This window comes from Stenotrophomonas sp. STEN056, assembly GCF_056759635.1.
Genome location: NZ_JBRRDL010000037.1, coordinates 15079 through 35830 on the forward strand (window position 1 = coordinate 15079; position 20752 = coordinate 35830).

12 protein-coding genes are annotated in these 20752 nt (G+C 65.7%); 9 read left to right on the top strand and 3 right to left on the bottom strand.

The window, feature by feature from the left end; all coding sequences use genetic code 11:
• The first annotated feature begins 268 nt into the window (after window positions 1-268).
• The 5 genes from gltB to eda all read left to right on the top strand — a co-directional run bounded on the left by gltB (window position 269) and on the right by eda (window position 9164).
• Entirely contained in the window at window positions 269-4723 is a 4455-nt protein-coding gene (gene gltB / locus ACVOLO_RS15690; protein ID WP_481571253.1) for a glutamate synthase large subunit, read from the top strand.
• Between the two features lie 135 nt (window positions 4724-4858).
• Entirely contained in the window at window positions 4859-6304 is a 1446-nt protein-coding gene (locus ACVOLO_RS15695; protein ID WP_481571254.1) for an FAD-dependent oxidoreductase, read from the top strand.
• Between the two features lie 155 nt (window positions 6305-6459).
• Window positions 6460-7335, top strand: a complete 876-nt coding sequence (locus tag ACVOLO_RS15700) for a methylglyoxal synthase (protein ID WP_481571255.1) — start codon at window positions 6460-6462, stop codon at window positions 7333-7335.
• Window positions 7336-7516: 181 nt separating this feature from the next.
• Window positions 7517-8539, top strand: a complete 1023-nt coding sequence (locus ACVOLO_RS15705; RefSeq protein WP_481571256.1) for a sugar kinase — start codon at window positions 7517-7519, stop codon at window positions 8537-8539.
• Entirely contained in the window at window positions 8526-9164 is a 639-nt protein-coding gene (eda, locus tag ACVOLO_RS15710; protein ID WP_481571257.1) for a bifunctional 4-hydroxy-2-oxoglutarate aldolase/2-dehydro-3-deoxy-phosphogluconate aldolase, read from the top strand. The genes ACVOLO_RS15705 and eda overlap by 14 nt, the downstream gene beginning before the upstream one ends.
• Window positions 9165-9451: 287 nt before the next feature.
• Here eda and ACVOLO_RS15715 read toward each other — a convergent pair whose 3' ends face one another.
• Complete coding sequence (locus ACVOLO_RS15715; protein ID WP_481571258.1) at window positions 9452-11305, bottom strand: sigma-54-dependent Fis family transcriptional regulator; 1854 nt, start codon at window positions 11303-11305, stop codon at window positions 9452-9454.
• Between the two features lie 241 nt (window positions 11306-11546).
• On the opposite strand from ACVOLO_RS15715, the gene adh reads away from it, so the two are divergent.
• Together adh and adhP are read left to right on the top strand one after the other, a co-directional pair.
• The gene (adh, locus tag ACVOLO_RS15720) at window positions 11547-13076 is read left to right on the top strand and encodes an aldehyde dehydrogenase (protein WP_481571259.1); all 1530 of its coding nucleotides are present in this window, start codon (window positions 11547-11549) and stop codon (window positions 13074-13076) included.
• 98 nt (window positions 13077-13174) lie between these two features.
• Entirely contained in the window at window positions 13175-14203 is a 1029-nt protein-coding gene (gene adhP, locus ACVOLO_RS15725) for an alcohol dehydrogenase AdhP (RefSeq protein WP_481571260.1), read from the top strand.
• 395 nt (window positions 14204-14598) lie between these two features.
• Here adhP and ACVOLO_RS15730 read toward each other — a convergent pair whose 3' ends face one another.
• Both ACVOLO_RS15730 and ACVOLO_RS15735 read right to left on the bottom strand, forming a co-directional pair.
• Window positions 14599-14925, bottom strand: coding sequence for a hypothetical protein (locus tag ACVOLO_RS15730; RefSeq protein WP_481571264.1), 327 nt, complete (start codon window positions 14923-14925; stop codon window positions 14599-14601).
• Window positions 14926-15291: 366 nt separating this feature from the next.
• A complete protein-coding gene (locus tag ACVOLO_RS15735; RefSeq protein ID WP_481571261.1) occupies window positions 15292-17406 on the bottom strand; it encodes a TonB-dependent receptor family protein in 2115 nt (704 codons plus the stop codon).
• Between the two features lie 174 nt (window positions 17407-17580).
• Here ACVOLO_RS15735 and ACVOLO_RS15740 point away from each other — a divergent pair, with 174 nt between their 5' ends.
• A complete protein-coding gene (locus ACVOLO_RS15740) occupies window positions 17581-18783 on the top strand; it encodes an amino acid aminotransferase (protein WP_481571262.1) in 1203 nt (400 codons plus the stop codon).
• Between the two features lie 816 nt (window positions 18784-19599).
• Window positions 19600-20613, top strand: coding sequence for a class 1 fructose-bisphosphatase (locus ACVOLO_RS15745; RefSeq protein WP_481571263.1), 1014 nt, complete (start codon window positions 19600-19602; stop codon window positions 20611-20613).
• Window positions 20614-20752: the final 139 nt, after the last annotated feature.

The window sequence follows — 20752 nt, forward strand, 5'->3', positions numbered from 1 at the left end:
AAACGATGCATTGCGGCAGTGCAACAACTGTGATTTAGTCGATCGCATCCGGTGACTTCAGGGTGCGCTCCAGACAGAGCACACCGTGTGCATTGGGTGAGCGCGAGGGCGCTTGTGCAGGTAAAGCACGCCGTGAGGGCGTCCACCACCGGCCTTTCCCCAGACCAGCCGATCAATGCGGTACGGCGCGCCTCACTCCGATGTGTACGGCGTGTCAGGCGAGCGGGCATGAGTGTCGCCGCTCACCTGACATCGCTACGAGGCACAGATGGCCGCCGGTACACCGCAAGGGCTCTACGACCCGCAAGACGAACGCGACGCCTGTGGTTTTGGCATGGTCGCGCAGCTCGATGACCAACCCTCCCGCCTGTTGGTGGATACCGCCATCGCCGCGCTGTCGCGCATGACCCACCGCGGTGGTGTTGCCGCCGACGGCCTGACCGGCGACGGCTGCGGCCTGCTGCTGCGCAAACCCACCGTGTTCCTGCGCCAGCTGGCCGAAGAAGCCGGCATCCGCATTGGTCCCAATTTCGCCGCCGGCGTGGTGTTTTTGCCACACGATGCCGACGCCGCGCAGCGCTGTCGCGACGAACTGGATGCGCAGCTGCGTAACGCCGGCTGCCAGCCGCGCGGTTGGCGTGAGGTGCCCACCGATGACAGCGTCTGCGGTGAGCTGGCGCGTGACACGCTGCCCAAGATCGAGCAGGTGTTCGTCGATGCCGACCCCAGCCAGAGCGCCGAGCAGTTCGCACTGGCGCTGTTCCTGGCACGCCGCCGCAGCGAACAGCAGCTGCGCGACGTGGCCGATTACTACGTCACCACGCTCAGCCCGGACGCCATCAGCTACAAGGGCATGGTGCTGCCGGACAAGCTGAGCACGTTCTTCCCGGACCTGCAGCGCCACGAGCTGGCCTCGTCCGTGGTGGTGTTCCACCAGCGCTTCTCCACCAACACGATGCCGCGCTGGCCGCTGGCACATCCGTTCCGCCTGCTCGCCCACAACGGCGAGATCAACACCATCGAAGGCAACCGCCACTGGGCGCAGGCGCGCAGCAAGGTGTGGAAGACGCCGAAGTTCGATATCGGCGAATTCGACCCGGTGATTTCGATGCACGGCTCCGACTCGCAGAGCATGGACAACATGCTGGAGCTGATGGTTGCCGGCGGCATGGAGTTGATCCAGGCGCTGCGCATCCTGGTGCCACCGGCAACGCAGTCGCTGGAATTCAAGGATGCCGACCTCGCCGCGTTCTACGAGTTCTACGGCCTGAACACCGAGCCGTGGGATGGCCCGGCCGGCATCGTTGCCTGCGATGGCCGCTATGCAGCCTGCACGCTGGACCGCAACGGCCTGCGCCCGGCCCGCTGGATGCTGACCTCCGACCGCCACTTCCTGGTCGCCTCCGAAGCGGGCGTGTGGGAAGTGCCGGCCGAGCGCGTGGTGCGCAAGGGCAAGCTCGGCCCGGGCCAGATGATGGCCATCGACCTCAAGCGCGGCGACCTGCTCGACTCCGACGCCATCGACCGCATCAACCGTGCGCGCGCGCCATACAAGCAGTGGCTGCACCAGGGCGTGACCTACCTGCAGACCGAATTGATCGACCCCTCGCTGGCCGAGGAGCCGTTCGACGAGCCGACCCTGCGCAGTTACCACAAGCTGTTCCAGCTCACCTCCGAAGAAGTGGAGCAAGTACTGCGCCCGCTGGCCGAGACCGGCCAGGAAGCCACCGGCTCGATGGGCGACGACACGCCCATCGCCGTGCTCAGCCGCAACACGCGGCCGCTGTACGACTACTTCCGCCAGGCCTTTGCGCAGGTCACCAATCCGCCGATTGATCCGTTGCGCGAAGAATGCGCAATGTCCCTGAGCACCCAGCTCGGCAAGGAGACCAATATCTTCCACGCCGGCCCGGAGACGGTGAACCACGTCATCCTCAACTCGCCGGTGCTCAGCCAGCGCAAGCTGCGGCAGCTGCTGAAGATGGAGCAGTACGTTGCACGCAACCGGCTGATTGACCTGTCCTACAGCATCGAAGAAGGCATCACCGCCGGCATCGAGCGCATCTGCGCGCAGTGCGAACAGGCCGCACGCGACGGCGTGGTGATGCTGCTGTTGTCCGACCGCTACCCGGTGCCGGAACGGCCGATGGTGCATGCCTTGCTGGCCACCAGCGCGGTGCATCACCACTTGTCGAAAGTGGGCCTGCGTTGCGACGTCAACCTGATTGTTGAAACCGGCACCGCACGCGACGCGCATCACATGGCCTGCCTGCTCGGCTTCGGTGCCACGGCGGTGTATCCATACCTGGCCTACCAGACGCTGTTCGACATGGGCCGGCGCGGCATCCTGCAGCTGAAGAAGGGCGGTGAGGTTTCGCAGATTGGTCGCAGTTACCGCAAGGGCATCTACAAGGGCCTGAGCAAGATCATCTCCAAGATGGGCATCTGCACCGTGGCCAGCTACCGCGGCGCACAGTTGTTCGAGATCATCGGACTGGATCCGGACGTGGTGCAGCTGTGCTTCCCGGATGCCACCGCGCGCATCGGCGGCGTCAACCTGGCGCGGCTGGATACCGAAGCGCGCGAACTCACCGTGCGTGCGTGGAACGAGCTGGCACCGGCCGAAGCCGGCGGCCTGCTCAAGTACGTGCATGGCGGCGAATACCACATGTACAACCCGGACGTGGTGCTGACACTGCAGCGCGCCGCGCGCACCGGCAAGGCCGAAGACTGGCGCACGTACATGGACGCCGTGCATTCGCGCCCGACCTCGGCGCTGCGCGACCTGCTGCAGCTCAAGCCGGCCGCAACGCCGACACCGCTGGACCAGGTGGAACCGGCCGAAGCCTTGTTCAAGCGCTTTGACACCGCCGCCATTTCGCTGGGCGCGTTGTCACCGGAAGCGCATGAGGCGCTGGCCATTGCGATGAACCGGCTCGGCGGCCGTTCCAACTCTGGTGAAGGCGGCGAAGACCCGGTGCGTTATTGCACCGACAAGCGTTCCAAGATCAAGCAGGTGGCGTCGGGTCGTTTCGGCGTCACTGCCGAATACCTGGTCAATGCCGAAGTGCTGCAGATCAAGGTCGCGCAGGGCGCCAAGCCCGGCGAAGGCGGCCAGTTGCCCGGCCACAAGGTCAATGAACTGATCGCGCGCCTGCGTTATGCAAAGCCCGGCATTGGCTTGATCTCGCCGCCGCCGCATCACGACATCTATTCCATCGAAGACCTGGCGCAGCTGATCCATGACCTGAAGCAGGTCAACCCGGATGCACTGGTGTCGGTGAAGCTGGTGTCACATGCCGGTGTCGGCACGATTGCCGCCGGCGTGGTGAAGGCCGGCGCCGATTTGATCACCGTGTCCGGCCATGACGGCGGCACCGGCGCCTCGCCGATCAGCTCCATCCGTTATGCCGGCGTGCCGTGGGAACTGGGCGTTGCCGAATCGCACCAGGCACTGATCGGCAACGACCTGCGCGGCCGCACCCTGCTGCAGACCGACGGTGGTTTGAAGACCGGGCTGGATGTGATCAAGGCCGCGCTGCTGGGCGCGGACAGCTTCGGCTTCGGCACCGGCCCGATGATCGTGCTGGGCTGCAAATACCTGCGCATCTGCCACCTCAACAACTGCGCCACCGGCGTGGCCACCCAGGACGAGCGCCTGCGCGAAGGCTATTTCACCGGCCTGCCCGAGCGCGTGGAAAACTTCTTCCGGCTGCTGGCCGAGGAAGTGCGGCAATGGCTGTCGTACCTGGGCGCGCGCTCGCTGGATGAAATCGTCGGCCGCACCGACCTGCTGGAGCAGCTGGAAGTTTCCCCGCGCGAAGGCGTCAAGGTGGATCTGTCGCGGCTGCTGGCGCCGGCCAGGTACGAAGGTTCGCATTGCGCGGCACAGCGCCTGTACCAGTCACCGGACAGCCTGGCCACGCAGATGGACGACCTGCTGGCCGACGCCATCGCGCACAAGCGCGGCGGCGAGCACCGCTTCCTGATCCACAACACCGACCGTTCGATTGGCACGCGCCTGTCCGGCACCATCGCGCGGGCGCATGGCAACCACGGCATGAGCGATGCGCCGCTGAACCTGCGCTTCCGTGGCACCGCCGGGCAGAGCCTGGGCGCGTTCAACGTCGATGGTTTGAACCTGGAAGTGGAAGGCGAAGCCAACGATTACGTCGGCAAGGGCATGGCCGGCGGCCGCCTGGTGGTGCGTCCGCCGCGCGGTGCACGCTTCGAGGCGCGCAACACCGCCATCATCGGCAACACCTGTCTGTATGGCGCCACCGGCGGCGAGTTGTTTGCCGCGGGGCGCGCGGGCGAGCGTTTCGGCGTGCGCAACTCCGGCGCGCTGGCGGTGATTGAAGGCGCCGGCGACCACTGCTGCGAATACATGACCGACGGCATCGTCGCCGTGCTCGGCAAGGTCGGCCTGAACTTCGGTGCCGGCTTCACCGGCGGCCTGGCTTACGTGCTGGATATCGACCGCGATTTCGTGGACCGCTACAACCACGAGCTGATCGACATCCACCGCATTTCCGCCGAGGGCTTCGAGAATTACCGCCAGCACCTGCACAGCCTGATCGGCCGTCACCGTGAACTGACCGGCAGCATCTGGGCGCAGCAGATCCTGGACGAGTTCCGCGACTACGTCGGCAAGTTCTGGCTGGTCAAACCCAAGGCCGCCAGCATTGAGTCGTTGGCTGCGGCGCTGCGTAACGCCGCCTGATGCATCTCCCCCTCTCCCGCCTGCGGGAGAAGGCCGGGGTGAGGGCGCTTTGAAAGCAGCCCCCTCATCCGCCCCTTCGGGGCACCTTCTCCCGCCTGCGGGAGAAGGGAGCCTCCCAGACGCAACGAGTTCCCCATGAGCCGCAAGCAAGCCTTCCAGTTCCTCGATCTCCCCCGCACCATGCCGCAGCGCATTCCGGTGGAACTGCGCACGTCCGGCGACTGGGGCGAGCTGTACGGCAAATTCGACAAGGCCGATGCGCAGTATCAGGCCGGCCGTTGCCTGGATTGCGGCAACCCGTACTGCAGTTGGAAGTGCCCGGTGCACAACGCCATTCCGCAGTGGCTGCAACTGGTGCAGGAAGATCGCATCCACGAAGCAGCCACGCTGTGCCATTCAACCAACCCGCTGCCGGAAGTGTGCGGCCGCGTCTGCCCGCAGGATCGTCTGTGCGAAGGCAGCTGCACGCTGGAGGAATTCGGCGCGGTCACTATCGGCGCGGTGGAGAAGTACATCGTCGATACCGCACTGGCCACCGGCTGGAAGCCGGACCTGCATGCGGTGCAGCCCAGCGGCCATCGCGTCGCCATTGTCGGCGCTGGCCCGGCCGGGTTGGCCTGTGCCGATCGTCTGGCCCGCGCCGGTGTCCAGGCGGTGGTGTTTGACCGCTACGAACAGATTGGTGGCCTGCTACAGTTCGGCATTCCCAGCTTCAAGCTGGACAAAAGCGTGATCGACCGCCGCCGCGAAATCCTCGAAGGCATGGGCGTGGAGTTCCGGCTCGGCGTGGAAATCGGCCGTGACATCACCATCGAACAACTGCAGCTGGACTTTGATGCGGTGTTCCTCGGCACCGGCGCGTACCGCTATACCGACGGCGGGCTGATCGGCCAGGATTTGAAGGGCGTGCTGCCGGCATTGCCATTCCTGGTGCAGAACAGCCGCATCGTGGGCGGCAACGATCCGCACGGCCGTCCGATTGCCGGCTGGGAAGACCAGATTGCCCTGCCCGACCTCAACGGCAAGCGCGTGGTGGTGCTGGGCGGCGGCGACACCGGCATGGACTGCGTGCGCAGCGCCATCCGCCTGGGCGCGGCCAAGGTGACCTGCGCCTACCGTCGCGACGAAGCCAACATGCCCGGCTCCGCGCGCGAAGTGGCCAACGCCCGCGAGGAAGGCGTGCGCTTCCTGTTCAACCGCCAGCCGCTGGCGATTGAAGCCGGGGCCGATGACGAAGTGATCGGCGTGACCGTGGTGGAAACCCGGTTGGGTGAGCCCGATGCCAATGGCCGCCGCAATGCCGTGGCCATCGAAGGCAGCGAGTCGCTGCTGGAAGCGGACGTGGTGATCATCGCCTTTGGTTTCTCACCGACGTTGCCGGAATGGCTTTCGTCGCAGGGCGTGGAAGCCACCGGCAACGGCCGCATCATTGCCGGCGGCAGCGGGCGCCTGCCCTACCAGACCCACAACGCAAAATTGTTTGCCGGTGGTGATGCCGTGCGCGGCGCGGACCTGGTGGTAACCGCAGTGGCTGAAGGGCGGGATGCGGCGGAAAGCATTGTTGCTTTGTTGAAGCGATAAGTGCGAGACAGCGCCAAGAGCGCCCTCACCCCTACCCCTCTCCCGTTGAAACGGGAGAGGGGATGACTTCGATTCGGCTTTCCAGGTGAGATTGGCACCGCTTCTTCGCCGTGCGTCCACTAAACTTCCCACTTCGCCAATCAAGGGGAATCACGATGCGCATCGGCCTGGCCGCCAACCGTCTCCATCACGAAAGCGCCGATGCTGCGCTGTTCCGTTGGCTGCGTGCCTGCGAAGCTGGCATCCGCGAACTTGGCGTGGAACTGCATGCGGTGGGCCGCACCTTCGATGCCATCGCCAGTGCCGGGCCGCTGGCCGACTACCCTGCCCTCAAGCGCTACCCCAACGGCCGCGAAGGCGGCCTGATGAAGCTGGTCGCCGAAGTGGTGGGCATGGGTTCCCCCGAGCGCACGCTCGACGGCGCCATCTATTTCATTGATCCGGTCGATCCGTCGTCCATCTTTCCCGAAGCCATCGCGCTCAAGCGGCAATGCGTGATCCACGGCAAGCCGTTCATTTCCACCGTGGCCACCGCGCGTGACTGGATCGAGATGGAGCGCATCCATGCCGGTCTTGCCCCCGATGCAGGTGCCGATGACCTCAATGACTTCGGCAACCAGACCCTGGCGTTGATTGCGCATGACGCACGCAAGCCGCAAATGCTGGCCTTCGCTGCCGAGCACTTTGATGTGCTGTCCCAGTTCGCCCAGCGCATTGGCACCGGCACCACCGGGCAGCGCTTAAACGAGATGGCCTGGAGCCGTGGCTGGCCGCGCGAGCAGGAATGGATACAGCGCTTCCAGAGCGGCCCGCTGGGCGGCGATGCGCAGATCGCCGACCGCGTGCTGGAACAGCGTTGCCAACGGGCGATTTTCTTTGAAGACCCGCATGTGGCGCGCCAGCATGAAGCCGACATCCAGCTGCTGGAACGCGCGGTGACCACGGTGACCGATGCCGCGGTGTGCATCACCGCACCCAACATCGCCGCACGCTGGGCGCAGGCGGTGGTGATGCGGCAGACGCAGCGATAGTTCCGCTTTCAACCGACGTTCTTCGTTGGCACCTGGCCGGCGGCTGATGCACATGCAGCGATGTATCTGCGCACTGCCCTGCTCCCTCGCAAAGCGCGGGAGCGTCAACGCCGGTCCGTAGACCGTCAGTCAAACGGCCGTGCCATCATGCCGGCCGGATCCACGGTGAGCAGGAGTCCTGATGAGTTCCACCCGCATTGTCTGTTTTGGCGAACTGCTGCTGCGCTTGGGCGCCCCCGGCAACCAGCTGCTGTTGCAGCGCCCTTCCCTTGATGTGCATGCCGGCGGTGCCGAGGCCAATGTCGGCGTGTCGCTGGCGCACTTTGGCCACGACGTGGCGATGATCAGCGTGGTGGCCGACAACCCGCTGGGCGCTGCCGTAACCGGCGAACTGCGCCGCCATGGCGTGGACACCGGCCGCGTGCGCCGCGTTGATGGCCGCATGGGCCTGTATTTCCTGACCACCGGCGCCGGTCACCGGCCCAGCGAGGTGGTCTATGACCGCGCCGACTCGGCCTTTGCCAACGCCCGCGCCGACAGCTACGACTGGCCCGCGCTGCTGCACGGCGCGCATTGGCTGCACCTGTCCGGTGTGAGCCCGGCGCTGGGCCCGGAGGCGGCACAGGCCACGTTGGCGGCAGCGCGTGCGGCCTGCGCGCTGGGCATCAAGGTGTCCTTCGACGGCAACTTCCGGCCCAGGCTGTGGGAACGCTGGGGCGGCGATGCCAAGGCGATCCTGCGCGACCTGTTCGACTGCGCGCACATCGTGTTTGCCGACTACCGCGACATCGGCGTGGTGCTGGGCGGCGCGTTTGACCAGGACGATGCGCAGGCGCGTGTGGATGCGGCCGCCGCCATGGCCTTCGCTGCGTTCCCACGCCTGCAGTACATGGCCTGCACGCAACGTGTTGCACACAGCGTGGGCCATCATTCGCTGGGCGCAATGCTGCTGGACCGCGACGGCACCCGCGCGGTTGCGCCCTCCGAAGAACTGACCGACATCGTTGACCGCATCGGCGGCGGCGATGCGTTTGCCGCCGGCGTGCTGCATGGCCTGATCGAAGGCTTCGACGCCGACACCACCATTCGCTTCGGGCTGGCCGCAGGCTGCCTGAAGCATTCCATTCCCGGTGATTTCAACCCGGTCGGCGTGGCCGACGTGATGGCCCTGATGGGCGAAGGAAAATTCGATGTCCGGCGCTGATCCTCGCGTACGCGCGATCCTCAAACTGGCGCCGGTGATTCCGGTGTTCACTCCCGACACCATCGATGATGCGGTGCAGGTGGCCAACGCGCTGCTGCGCGGCGGCTTGCCGGTGATCGAAGTAACGCTGCGCACGCCCAATGCGATGGAAGCGATCAAGGCGATGGTCGAGGCGGTGCCCGACGCCGTGGTCGGCGCCGGCACGGTGCTCAATGCCAAACAACTGGAACAGCTCAAGGCAGCGGGCGGTCGCTTTGCGGTGTCGCCAGGCGCCACCGACCGTCTTTACGCGGCCGCGCGCGACGTGGACCTGCCGTTCCTGCCGGGCGTGGCAACGGCATCGGACGTGATCCGCGGCCTGGAACAGGGGCTGGATACGTTCAAGTTCTTCCCGGCGGTGCAGGCTGGCGGCGCGGCGATGTTGTCGGCGTGGAACGGCCCGTTCGGTGACGTGCGTTTCTGCCCAACCGGCGGCATCAGCGCGCATACCGCATCGCAGTTCCTGCATCTGCCCAATGTGCTGTGCGTGGGCGGCTCGTGGTTGACCACGCGCGAACTGTTGCAGGCGCGCGATTGGACAGGGATTGAGCGATTGGCGCGTGAGGCGGCGGTGTTGCCGGGTTGATGGGTGAAGCGGGGCAGGGTGTTGCTGTTATCTGTGCCATGAAAGCTACCCCTCCCCAACCCTCCCCTCCGCTTCGCGCAAGGGAGGGGGCAGAAATAGCTTTCGCTGCGACCTGAAATAACATGCAGCCTTCCGTCGCTACGCGCACGGGGGAGCAGAAGCGGCTTTCGCTGCAAACTGACAGCGCGCGCAAGATCACCCCCTCCCTTGCGCCGAAGGCGTAGGGGAGGGCCGGGGAGGGGTGCAGTTGCAGTTGCCTTTACGCCTGCTTCTCACCCACTCCCGCACTAAAGCTTCAACCGCCGATACAACGTACTGCGGTTCACACCCAAACGCTTGGCCGCCTGGCTGACATTGCCATCGCATGCATCCAATGCATGGCGCATTGCATCCAGTGTCAACGCCTGCAGATTGCTTTCGTTCTGCAGGACAGGGGGCATGCGCGGTGCATCGCGCAGATATTCCGGCAACATCTCCACCTCGATCAGCGCGTCGGCATCACTCAACGCCACCAGGGTGCGCAGGCACGCCACCAGCTGACGCAGATTGCCCGGCCACTCGTAGCTCGCCAGCAACTGCATCGCATTGGTCGAAAGCACACGCCCTTGCGCCAGCGGCCGCCACAAGGCCTGCACCAGCGCGGCGCGATCCTCGTTCTCGCGCACCGGCGACAAGCGCAGCACATGGTCGGCAATGCGGTAGTACAGATCCGAGCGGAAGCGCCCTTCGGCCATTGCCTGCTGCAGGTCGCAATGCGTGGCGCAGATCAGGGTGAAATCCAGCTTGACCGGCTTGCCGCCGCCCAGCGGCGACAACTCGCGGTCCTGCAATACGCGCAGCAAGCGCGGCTGCAATGCCAACGGCATGTCGCCGATCTCATCCAGGAACAACACGCCACCCTGCGCCTGCCGTAGCAAGCCTTGGCTGCCTTGACGACGGGCGCCGGTGAAGGCGCCTTCTTCGTAACCGAACAATTCGGCCTCGATCAATCCCTCCGGCAGGGCCGCGCAGTTCACTGCGACAAAGGGTTTTTCCGCACGGCTGCCCTGCGCATGCAGCGCGCGCGCGGCCACTTCCTTTCCCGTGCCGGTTTCGCCCTGCAGCAACACCGGCAGGCCCGCTTCCAGCACACGTCCGGCACGCGCCATCTGCTCACGCTGCTGCACGTCGAACACAGGCGTGCTTGCTGACGACGGCAATGCGCGTGGCACCGATGCCACCGGCACGCTGGGCGCTCGTGCGTGCTGGCGCGAACGGCCGCCATCCACCGAGCCGCGCAGCAGCCGGCCGCTGCGATCCTGCAACAGTCCGTCATCGCGCATCTGCGCCAGCGGTGCATCGAACAGTGCCTCGTAGGATGCGCGGCCAATGTCGCCATGCTCCAGGCCCAGCAAGCGCAGGCCGGCACCATTGGCCGCTACCAGCCGGCCATTGCGGAAGCCCAGCACACCTTCGCCCGACGTGCCGAGCAGGGCAGGGTCGTGGTGCAGCCGCAGCAGTTCGCACTCGGCCAGGCCTTCTTCAAAGAAGCGGTGCTCGATGCGGTTGGCCGCCAGCCGCGCCAGCCCCAGTGCATGCAGCGGCTGCACGCTGGCCGGGCCGGTGATGTCGAGCACGCCGGCCACCTGCCCGTAAGGGTCGAAGATGGGTGTGGCCGAGCAACTGAGGATGCCGTGCGGGGCGAAGAAGTGTTCGCCGCCGCGTACTTCCATTGCGCGGCCTTCGACGATGGCGGTGCCGATGGCGTTGGTGCCGACCGCCGCCTCGCTCCAGCACACGCCCGGCATCAGCGCCACGCGCCCAGCCTTGTCGAGGAAGCCGGCGCTGCCTTCGGCATTGAGAATCCAGCCGGCCGCATCGGTGAGCAGCACGATGCTGCCGGTGCCGGCCGCATGCGCGGCCAGGCCATCGATCTCGGCCCGGGCCAGCCGCCACAGCCGTTCATGGCTGTCGCGCAGCTCACGCAGGTTCTGGCCGGGCAGGGGCTCCAGCTGCGGTTCTGTATCCACCGCCAGCCCGCTGCGCTGACAGCGCCGCCACGATTGCAAGATGGTGTCGGGCACGGTGCCCACGGGCAGGGTGCCGCGCTCGAAGAACGAACGGCGGGCATTGCCCACGCGGTGTTGCGGTGCAAGCGCCATGACAACTCCTGTGTTGCAAATTGCAACAGCTGTTCAACCCTGTGTCCCGATTAACAACACAGCCGGCTGGCAACTGCAACGCACCCGGCTGCGGCAGCGCAGCACACCTTGCGCAACAGCCCCGCCAGCGCTGCCTTTGCAGCATGGCGCAACGCAGCACGACGAAGTTGGCATCGCTCTTGCGCCCTGTTTTGACCACGCCGCCGCGTGCGGCCCACCCAACGCAGTCAGGAGATGCCCCATGAACGCTGTCCCCTCCACCAAGCCGCTGGCCACCGATCCGCAGTCGCTGTTCAAGCCGCGCTATGGCAACTACATCGGCGGCCAGTGGGTGGCCCCGCGCAGCGGCCAGTATTTCGACAACACCACCCCGGTTACGGGCAAGGTGTTCACCCAGGTGGCCCGCTCCAATGCCGAGGACGTGGAGCTGGCACTGGATGCGGCCCATGCCGCCAAGGATGCCTGGGGCAAGCGCTCGACCACCGAGCGCGCCAACATCCTCAACCGCATCGCCGACCGCATCGAGGAAAACCTTGAGCTGATCGCCCATGCCGAAACCTGGGACAACGGCAAGCCGATCCGCGAGACGCTCAACGCCGATGTGCCGTTGATGGCCGACCACTTCCGCTACTTCGCCGGCGCGTTGCGCGCGCAGGAAGGCAGCCTGTCGCAGATCGACAACGACACCGTGGCCTATCACTTCCACGAACCACTGGGCGTGGTCGGGCAGATCATCCCGTGGAACTTCCCGCTGCTGATGGCCGCATGGAAGCTGGCCCCGGCATTGGCCGCCGGCAACTGTGTGGTGCTGAAGCCGGCCGAGCAGACCCCGGCCTCGATCCTGGTGCTGATGGAAGTCATCGGCGACCTGCTGCCGCCGGGCGTGCTCAACATCGTCAACGGCTTTGGCCTGGAAGCGGGCAAGCCGCTGGCCAGCAGCCCGCGCATCGCCAAGATCGCCTTCACCGGCGAGACCAGCACCGGCCGGTTGATCATGCAGTACGCCAGCCAGAACCTGATCCCGGTGACGCTGGAGCTGGGCGGCAAGTCGCCCAATATTTTCTTCGCCGACGTGATGGCCGAGGACGACGATTTCCTCGACAAGGCGGTGGAAGGTTTTGTGATGTTTGCCTTCAACCAGGGCGAGGTGTGCACCTGCCCGTCGCGTGCCTTGGTGCAGGAATCGATCTACGAAAAATTCATGGAACGCGTGCTGGCCCGCATCGCCGCGATCAAGCAGGGCAACCCGCTGGACCCCAACACGATGGTCGGCGCGCAGGCCTCCGAAGAGCAGCTGAAGAAGATCCTGTCCTACATCGACATCGGCAAGGCCGAAGGCGCCGAAGTGCTGATTGGCGGCGAACAGAACCACCTGGGCGGCGACCTGGCCGATGGTTTCTACGTCAAGCCCACGGTGTTCAAGGGCCACAACAAGATGCGTGTGTTCCAGGAAGAAATCTTCGGGCCGGTGGTGTCGGTGACCACCTTCAAGACCGAGGAGGAAGCACTGGCCATTGCCAACGACACGCTCTACGGCCTGGGTGCCGGGCTGTGGAGCCGCGACGCTTCACGCCTGTACCGCATGGGCCGTGCGATACAGGCGGGCAGGGTGTGGACCAACTGCTATCACGCCTACCCGGCGCACGCCGCCTTCGGTGGCTACAAGCAATCGGGCATCGGCCGCGAGAACCACAAGATGATGCTCGACCACTACCAGCAGACCAAGAACCTGCTGGTCAGCTACTCGCCGAAGAAGCTGGGCTTCTTCTGAACAACGCGCCGGCACGCAGGCCGGTTTGATGACGATCAAGGCACCGGCGCCATGCCGGTGCCAGAGTGAAGTTCCGCGCCAAATAGGGAGTTGCAAGCATGAACAGAACCATGAAGGCTGCTGTCGTCCGTGAGTTCGGCAAACCGTTGCGGATCGAGGAAGTGGAAGTACCGCGCCCGGCCGCGGGCGACATTCTGGTCAAGATCGAAGCCTGTGGCGTCTGCCACACCGACCTGCACGCCGTGGACGGCGACTGGCCGGTCAAGCCCAATCCGCCGTTCATTCCCGGCCACGAAGGCGTGGGCCATGTGGTGGCGGTGGGCGCTGGTGTCACCCACATCAAGGAAGGCGACCGCGTCGGCATTCCGTGGCTGTATTCGGCCTGCGGCTATTGCGAGCACTGCCTGGGCGGCTGGGAAACGCTGTGCGAAGCGCAGCAGAACAGCGGCTACTCGGTGAACGGCGGCTTCGCCGAATACGCCCTGGCCAATGCCAATTACGTTGGTCATCTGCCCAAGGAAGTGGGCTTTGTCGAGATCGCGCCGATCCTGTGCGCAGGCGTCACCGTCTACAAGGGCCTGAAGGTCACCGACACCAAGCCCGGCGACTGGGTGGTGATTTCCGGCATCGGCGGCCTGGGCCACATGGCGGTGCAATACGCCAAGGCGATGGGCCTGAACGTGGCTGCGGTGGATATCGACGACGGCAAGCTCAAACTCGCCGAACGCCTGGGCGCGACCATCACCGTCAACGCCCGCAACACCGACCCGGCCAAATTCCTGAAGAAGGAAATCGGCGGCGCGCACGGTGCATTGGTGACGGCGGTATCGCCGAAGGCTTTCGAGCAGGCACTGGGCATGGTCCGCCGTGGCGGCACGGTGTCACTCAACGGCCTGCCGCCGGGTGATTTCCCGCTGGATATTTTTGGCATGGTGCTCAACGGCATCACCGTGCGCGGCTCCATCGTCGGCACCCGCCTGGATCTGCAGGAATCGTTGCAGTTCGCCGCGGAAGGCAAGGTCGCCGCGACGGTCAGCACCGACAAGCTGGAGAACATCAATGACGTGTTCAAGCGCATGCATGACGGTGCGATCGAAGGCCGCGTGGTGTTGGATTTGAGTGCCTGATTTGAGTGTTTGAGAGAGCTGGCAGGGTCACATCGTTGAATCTGGTGCACCCAGCCAAGCTGAAAGCGGCCCCTCTCCCCAACCCCTCTCCCGCAAGGGGAGAGGGGCTACAGGCAACAGCCCGCTGCTGTTACTTCGGTTGCTGCTGTTGACCTACTCCTCTCCCCTTGCGGGGTGAGCGCAGGTGGCTTGCGATCCACTGGATCGCACCAGCGTGAACGCTTCGCGCGGTGCGCGAAGCCGGGGCGCGGAGCGGGATGCCGAAGGCAGGGGAGGGGAAGCGGCAAAGCCGCGCACTTAATGCTGTTGCACTTCAAGCCATCGTGAAGCACAACTCCTCCCACAAACGTGGAGAGAAATTAAAAGCAGCGGCACGCTTCATCCATTATCCAAACCTACCGCACATGCACCGCCGCAATCGGCATGCGGTCCAGCGCCAACCACGCGTCCTCGATCACGTCGCGTACTTGTTCCCAGCGCAACCGCGATTCGCCGCGCGTCTGCTCCCAATGCTCGGCCAACTCCACTTCGGTATCAGCACTACCACGGGGCCAATCCGCTGCATGGGTCACCAGGGCAAATGCATACGCCGGCTGCAGATCGCGCCAACGCCGGGCGCCGCGCCGTCGACGCGCGTAGTCATCCAGGCTGTACTGCACGAAGTCCTGAGCGACTTCGCCAGCGTCATGCTTGTTGCGGCTCAATCGCGCACGGCGTGCCATCGCGGGATCGGCGCTGAACAATGAGGGCCGGGTACGGTGTTCAGTACGGTCAAGGCGGAACATGGCAGCAACCTCCTGCGGGGGCAGACACAGTTACCCCCGCCTCCGTCAGCAGACCGTGATACGTCTGTTACCAAGCGGTGAAACGGTCGAGGTTGGGGTGAGTGAATGGGCATGGGTGACGAAGAACAGTCGCAACCGCACCCCACCCCAACCCTCCCCTTGCCTGCGGCAAAGGGCGGGGGCAGTCGTGTCCGCGCTGTCAGTTCGCAGCGAGGGCCGGCTTCTGCCCCCTCCCTTGCGCATCGCGCAGGGGAGGGCCGGGGAGGGGTGCAGTTGCTTCAAGCCTTACTCACCAGCCTCCACCTACCGCCCCCATTCCCACTGCAGCCCCAACGTATAGCTGCGGTCCGGGCCCGGCTCGTAGTAACGCTGGTTGCCATCGTTGACGATCACCGAGCCGATGTAACGTTGGTCCAGCACGTTGTCGACACGCGCGAACACCCGCAGCGGGCCGTGTGCGGTGGGCCATTGGCGGGCCGCTTCCAGGTTCAACAGGCCATAGCCCGGCGCGCGGGTGTCACCCAGGTCACTGACCCCGATGTCGCTGGCCGCCACCACTTCGGCCGCCCATTGCCATGGCCCGGGCTGCCATTGCCAGCGCGCGCTCAGTTGTTGACGTGGTACACCGGGCAGGTCGGTGCCGGCGGCCACCGGATTCAGCGGCACGGGGCAGGGCGCTGGCAAGCCAGTGCAGGTCAGGTAGCCGGCCCGCACCGTGGCCTGCAGCCAGGTCCAGGCCAGTTGCAATTGCTGGTCGTGCGCCAGTGGCTGCCACCAGCCCAGCTCCACGCCCTGGCGCCGGGTCGCACCGATGTTGCGATAGCTGCTGCGGCCACCGCTGTTGCGGGCCACGGCCAGCTCGTCATCGGTGTCGGCGCGGAACAGCGCCAGCTCCAGCCGCGCACCACTTTGCGCACGCCATTTGCCGCCCAACTCGTAGTTTCGACTCCGTGCCGGTGACAGATCCAGCGCCAGCCCGGCAGCGCCATCGGCGCGGTAGCCCAGCTCGTTGAAAGTCGGCGTTTCAAAGCCGCGACCGGCCGAGGCGTACAGCCGCAGGTTGTCGTTGGCGCTGAACACCACACCTGCCACCGGCGTGGTCGCCGAATAGTCGCGGCGGCCGCTGTCATCCGGGTTGCCAGCGGTGATGTAGCGGTCATCGGAACGGAACCGCACCTGGCTGTGACGCGCGCCCACCAAGGCCGACCAGCGCGGGCTGAACTGCCACCAGGCCTGCGCGAACTGGTCCAGATTCTCGACTCGATCACGCTGGTTGCGGCGCAGTTTCCCCTTGATGCCCAGCGTGTCGCCGATGAAGTTCTCGTAGCCGCTGCGGTGCTGTCGTTGACGGTCAATGTTGCTGCCGACCACCAACTCCAGCGGTTTGCCGGCCAGCGCGCCATGCCAGGCCCAGCGCGCGTCGAGCCCGCCGTAATCGCTGTCCAGATCAATCACACCGCCGGCGTGCAGGGGGCTGTTCTGCGGCCCCGGCGGAATCGCCAGGAACTGCTCCACGCTGCGCTGCCCGGCGTAGCCCATCAGCCGCCAGGTCTGCTGCGCGCGTTCAAGCGTGTAGACCGCTCCGGCCTGCGCCTGCTGCACCGATTTGCGGGTGTTGTACTGGCTGGCCACCGCCGTGGCCTGGCGCGGGTTCGCACGCACCTGTTCGCGGCTCAGGCCCAGTGGGTCCTGCGCATGCGGTGCGTCGAAGGCGTTGATCAGCAGCTCCAGGCGCTGGCCGGGTGCCAGCTCAAACCCCAGCCGCGCATTGAGTGATTCGCGCCGCGCGGCGCTGTGGTCACGCCAGCCATCGGTACGGAAGTGGTTGGCCGCCACGTTGTAGTGCATGGCCGCGGCCTGGCCGGCGAGCTGCACGCCAGTGGTCAGCGTGTTGTAGCTGCCAACGCTGCTGCGCAGCCGCCACGGATCGCCGTGCTGGCCGTCGGCACTCCACAGCTGCAACACACCGCCGGAGGAATTGCCGTACAGCGCCGAGAACGGCCCGCGCAGTACCTCCACGCGCTCGGCACCGAGCAGGTTGAAGTGCGACAGCTGGCCCTGGCCATCAGGCATGGTCGCCGGAATGCCGTCCACCAGCAGCCGCACGCCGCGCACACCGAAGGTGGAACGCGCGCCAAAGCCGCGGATCGACAGCTGCGTGTCCTGGGCGAAGTTCTGCCGCTCGCGCGCCAGCAGGCCCGGCACACCGCCCAGCGCCTCGGATATCAGCGCACCGCGGCCGTTGCCGTCGGTGTCCACCGTGGTGGTGGAGGCGGGCAGGTCAAAATCGTCCACCGCATGTACCTTGGCGGCCTGTACCTGCACGGTGTGCAAGGTGGCCGCTGCCGGCTCGGCCGCATGCGCGGGCAGCGCCAACAGCAGCCCGGTGAGCGCAAAAAAACGATTACGGGTTCCCATCGCGCCATGATCGCCGAAACAGCGTGACAGCCGCATCGCGCCAACTGCCGAAGTTCCAGCTGAAACCCTGCGGCCACGGGCGCCCAGCCCTGCTACGATGGCGCGGTTCTGGCCGCCGTCTGTGCTTCCGCGCCGAACACCCCCACTCCCCGCCACTCTGAAACGAGTACCGCCGTGTCCTTCTTTGCAAACGTGGAACAGGTTCCTGGCGACCCGATCCTGGGTCTGACCGAGGCATACAACGCTGACAGCCGCTCAACCAAGGTCAACCTTGGCGTGGGCATCTACTACGACGAAAACGGCCGCATTCCGCTGCTGCGTGCCGTCAAACAGTACGAGCAGCAGTTGGTGGCCGAGGGCAAACCGCGTGGTTACCTGCCCATCGACGGCCTGCCGGCTTACACCTCGGCCACCCAGAAGCTGGTGTTCGGCGAAGGCTCTGATCTGCTGGCTGCCGGCCGCGTGGCCACCTCGCAGACCATCGGCGGCAGCGGTGCGCTGCGCGTCGGCGCGGACCTGCTGCGCACGCTGCTGCCGCACGCCACCGTGGCCATCAGCAACCCCAGCTGGGAAAACCACCGTGCCGTGTTCGGCGCCGCCGGTTTTGACGTGGTCGATTACACCTACTTCGACAACGCCACCCATGGCCTGGATTTCGCCGGCATGGTCGCCGACCTGCAGAAGCTGCAGCCGGGCACCGTGGTGCTGCTGCATGCCTGCTGCCACAACCCGACCGGCGCGGACCTGAGCACCGAGCAGTGGAAGCAGGTTGCCGCGCTGCTGAAGGACCGCCAGCTGTTCCCCTTCATCGACATGGCCTACCAGGGCTTTGACAAGGGCATCGAGCCGGACGGCCAGGCCGTGCGCATCATCGCCGAAGCCGGCATCGACAGCTTCATCGTCGCCAACTCGTACTCCAAGTCGTTCTCGCTGTATGGCGAGCGCGTGGGCGCGCTGTCGGTGGTGGGCCCGGACGCAGCCTCGACCAAGGCCGTGCAGTCGCAGGTCAAACGCATCATCCGCACCATCTACTCCAGCCCGTCCACCCACGGCGCCGCCCTGGTGGCCGGCGTGCTGGGCAGCGCCGAGCTGCGTGGCGTGTGGGAAGCCGAGCTGACCGAAATGCGTGAGCGCATCCACGCCCTGCGCGCGGGCATGGTGCAGAAGCTGGCCGCCCTGGGCGCGCCGGAATTCGGCTTCATCCAGCAGCAGGCCGGCATGTTCTCCTACTCGGGCCTGAGCAAGGCACAGGTGGACAAGCTGCGTGACGACTACGGCATCTACGCCGTCGGCACCGGCCGCATCTGCGTGGCCGCACTGAGCCAGAAGAACCTGGACTACGTGGCCAAGGCGGTTTACGAGGTCAGCCGCGGCTGAGGTTTCGTAGCACCGATGTAAGACGAAAGCCCGGGGAAACCCGGGCTTTCGTGTTTTCCGGGTTGGAATCCGGGGGGCGTTTGTGGGTAACGCCACAGAAGCACCCCTCCCCAGCCCTCCCCTTGGCCTTCGGCCAAAGGGAGGGGGCGGTTTTGCGTCGTCTGTCAGGGGCAGGTATTTCCACCTTCCGCCCTCTCTCCGATTGCCGGAAGCCGGAACCGCTTCTACCCCTCCTTTGCGCCGAAGGCGCGGGGAAGGGCCGGGGAGGGGTCTTGCTTCCTGCGTTTACCCACAACCCGCTGTGGATATCTCCGCAGCCCAGGTGGGCGCTGCACCCTCCGCAGATCGCAACGAAAGCCGCCCTTGCCCCCTCCCTTGCGCCGAAGGCGGAGGGGAGGGCCGGGGAGCGGTTCCGCTTCCTGCGGTTACCCACAACCCGCTGTGGATATCTCCGCAACCCAGGTGGGCGCTGCACCCTTCGCAGATCGCAGCGAAAGCCGCCCTTGCCCCTCCCTTGCGCCCAAGGCGCAGGGAAGGGCTGGGGAGGGGTCCCGCTTCCTGCGTTTACCCACATCCCCTGTGGATATCTTCCCAACCCCGCTTGTCTGCCCAGGCCAGGCACTTATCCACAGCACAATCCCTGATACGACGCACTCCCCAGGCAACACGGCCACGCCTGTGGATAAAATTTGCAGAACCCCGCAAGCCCCGATGTCCTTTCCTGTCCAGAACAGGACAACCCAAGGCCATCGGCTCGTAAAAAAACGGACAACCCGCGACAATAGCGCCCCTTTCGTCTGAAGGTAGCTCCCGTCCATGTCCCGTACGTCGCTCACCCGCTTTCTGATCGAAGAACAGCACGCCCAGCGCATCAATGCCGACCTGCGCCAGTTGGTGGCGGTGGTGGCACGCGCCTGCACCAGCATCTCGATCGCGGTGAGCAAGGGCGCCCTGGGCGGCGTGCTGGGCGATGCCGGCACCGGCAACGTGCAGGGCGAGGCGCAGAAGAAGCTGGACGTGATCTCCAACGAAATCCTGCTCGAAGCCAACGCCTGGGGCGGCCACCTGGCCGCCTGCGCATCGGAGGAAATGGACCACAGTCAGCTGGTGCCGTCGGAATATCCACAGGGCGATTTCCTGCTGTTGTTCGACCCGCTGGACGGCAGCTCCAACATCGACGTCAACGTCTCGGTGGGCACCATTTTCTCGGTGCTGCGTGCGCCCAAGGGTGTGGATAAGCCTGGGGATGAACATTTCCTGCAGGCCGGTACCCAGCAGGTGGCGGCCGGTTACTGCATCTACGGGCCCAGCACGATGCTGGTGCTGACCGTGGGCCACGGCACCCACGCCTTCACCCTGGACCGCGAAACCGGCGAGTTCGTGCTGACCCAGCGCGGCATGCAGGTGCCGGCCGACACCCAGGAATTTGCCATCAACATGTCCAACCAGCGCCATTGGGAAGCGCCGATGCAGGGCTATGTGGCCGATCTGCTGGCCGGCAAGGAAGGCGCCCGCGGCAAGAACTTCAACATGCGCTGGATCGCCTCGATGGTGGCCGACGTGCACCGCATCCTGACCCGCGGCGGCATCTTCATCTACCCGTGGGACAAGAAGGATCCGACCAAGGCCGGCAAGCTGCGGCTGATGTACGAAGCCAACCCGATGTCGTTGCTGGTCGAACAGGCCGGCGGCGCCGCCACCAACGGCCGCGAACGCATCCTGGACATCGCCCCGGACCAGCTGCACCAGCGCGTGCCGGTGTTCCTCGGCTCCCGCAACGAAGTGGCCGAAGCCACCCGTTACCACCGCGAGCACGACGCCAAGGCCTGATGGCCTTGGCTTTGGCCTTGGCTTTGGCTTTGGCCTTGGCTTTGGCCTTGGCTTTGGCTTTGGCTTTCGGTATGGCTTAGGCTTCGGCTTCGCCTTAGGGATCGGGGTCGGCTTCGGGATGGGCTTCGGCTTTGGATTC

Coding starts and splice junctions, on each gene's coding strand:
- gltB (WP_481571253.1), top strand. CDS start 269: ATGGCCGCCGGTACACCGCAAGGGCTCTACGACCCGCAAGACGAACGC.
- ACVOLO_RS15695 (WP_481571254.1), top strand. CDS start 4,859: ATGAGCCGCAAGCAAGCCTTCCAGTTCCTCGATCTCCCCCGCACCATG.
- ACVOLO_RS15700 (WP_481571255.1), top strand. CDS start 6,460: ATGCGCATCGGCCTGGCCGCCAACCGTCTCCATCACGAAAGCGCCGAT.
- ACVOLO_RS15705 (WP_481571256.1), top strand. CDS start 7,517: ATGAGTTCCACCCGCATTGTCTGTTTTGGCGAACTGCTGCTGCGCTTG.
- eda (WP_481571257.1), top strand. CDS start 8,526: ATGTCCGGCGCTGATCCTCGCGTACGCGCGATCCTCAAACTGGCGCCG.
- ACVOLO_RS15715 (WP_481571258.1), bottom strand. CDS start 11,305: ATGGCGCTTGCACCGCAACACCGCGTGGGCAATGCCCGCCGTTCGTTC.
- adh (WP_481571259.1), top strand. CDS start 11,547: ATGAACGCTGTCCCCTCCACCAAGCCGCTGGCCACCGATCCGCAGTCG.
- adhP (WP_481571260.1), top strand. CDS start 13,175: ATGAACAGAACCATGAAGGCTGCTGTCGTCCGTGAGTTCGGCAAACCG.
- ACVOLO_RS15730 (WP_481571264.1), bottom strand. CDS start 14,925: ATGGCACGCCGTGCGCGATTGAGCCGCAACAAGCATGACGCTGGCGAA.
- ACVOLO_RS15735 (WP_481571261.1), bottom strand. CDS start 17,406: ATGGGAACCCGTAATCGTTTTTTTGCGCTCACCGGGCTGCTGTTGGCG.
- ACVOLO_RS15745 (WP_481571263.1), top strand. CDS start 19,600: ATGTCCCGTACGTCGCTCACCCGCTTTCTGATCGAAGAACAGCACGCC.